Annotated in this window: 1 protein-coding gene; it reads right to left on the reverse strand. The window is 30.7% G+C overall.

The annotated features are described in order from the left end of the window. Positions 1-135: 135 nt before the first annotated feature. Positions 136-1359, reverse strand: coding sequence for an IS110 family RNA-guided transposase (locus tag F594_RS0109080; protein WP_026302341.1), 1224 nt, complete (start codon positions 1357-1359; stop codon positions 136-138). Positions 1360-1598 lie beyond the last annotated feature (239 nt).

The following is a 1598-nucleotide window of genomic DNA, read 5'->3' on the forward strand; positions in this document are numbered from 1 at the left end:
AAAACCTGCTAACAAAAGTCAAGCTTAACCTGAAATTAATTTCAGGTTATTTTTTATTATTTGAATAATTAAATTAGTGCATGGCAAACAAGCCGAGGGTAATCAATCGGCTTGTTTTTTAGTGTTTTCAAAGTCTTATGCTGCTTTTAATTCTTTTTTCTCGGCTTTTGATTCCATAACTCTTGCATAGTAGATTCTTAAGAATTTATTTAATCCTGCAAATTTGCAAACTTTTTTGGCTTTTCCTTCTTTTTCTTTTTTTACCATATACTTATATATTTCATTCTCGGGATCTTTAGCACTCATCATACATTTCATTGCCTGGTAGCCTACTTTTCTTAGTATTGTGTTTCCTCTTTTGCTTATTTTTCTTTGATCTGCTTTAAAGTTTCCTGATTCATATGGTGGTGCGTCTATTCCTATAAAGGATATTAGGCTTTTTTTGTTTTTAAATTTTGATAGATTTCCAAATTCTGCTACTATTTGTACTGCTAATTTTTCTGATATGCCTGAGAATTTTTTTGCTTCTTGATATTCTTCTAAGGGCTCGGATATTTCTATCATTTGTGATAAAATGCTATTTAGAATCTGATTTATTTGTTTTATCAGGTTTATTCCTTCTCTGATATTCGTTTCTATTTTTGAGTTATGGGAAGGCTGAGTTGAGATGCTATCCTCTGCTAATTTGTAAATTGCTTTTGCTTTGTTTGCATTTGGATGGTATCTCTTTTCTTTTGCCCAAGTTTTATATTCTTCTATGAATTCTTCTTCTGTTTTTTCTAGTACTAGGTCTTTATGCCACCATTTTTCTAAAAAGTCTAATAGTTTGTCTTTTGAAAAGTCTCCTGAGTTATGTGGGATTAGTTTTTTTATTCCTGGAAATGTTTGATGTACTGTTTGTTCTATGTAGTTCATTTGGTTTATTCTTAGATCCATATAATGTTGGTAGCTTCTGTTTAATTCTTTTAGGACTCTGTAGTTTTCTTCATCTACCTTGTATTCTTCTAATTCTTTCCAATACATTAGTCCATATTCTGCTATTTGTTTTGCATCTATATTGTCATTTTTTGCTTTTCTAAAGTTTAATGCTCGGCAAAATTGTTTCATCTTTAATGGATTTATTACTGCTACAAAATACCCTCTATCTTTTAATTCATAAAGTATTGGTAGATGATATTTTCCTGTTGCTTCCATTGTTATTTTTACTTTTTCTTTTAATTTTTCTAGTTTCTCTAAAAATTCTTCTACCTTTCTTTTGTTTAGGGAAACATCAAAAGGCTTCCAGATTATTTTACTTCCTTGTTCTAATGCACAAATTGTAAATTTCTCTTTTGATATGTCTATTCCTACAGATATCATGGCTTTCCTTCTTTCTTTTTCTTTTGTAGTTTCTACCTGCACCATTACACTCTTTTTAGCTTGTGACACGGACGTTTTGCCCAACCTGCTTAACCGAATATGAATAATGAAGAGGTAGCTGACAGTTTTTTTGGCGGATGTTTCAACCCTAAAAGCACCTCGTCATACTACTTCTTCATTATACAAAAATAGTGCAAGATAGGTATTACTTCCTTTCTTACACTATTTATGGTACTAAA

Origin of the sequence: Peptoniphilus lacrimalis DSM 7455, assembly GCF_000378725.1 — a bacterium.
GTDB classification, from domain to species: domain Bacteria; phylum Bacillota; class Clostridia; order Tissierellales; family Peptoniphilaceae; genus Peptoniphilus_A; species Peptoniphilus_A lacrimalis.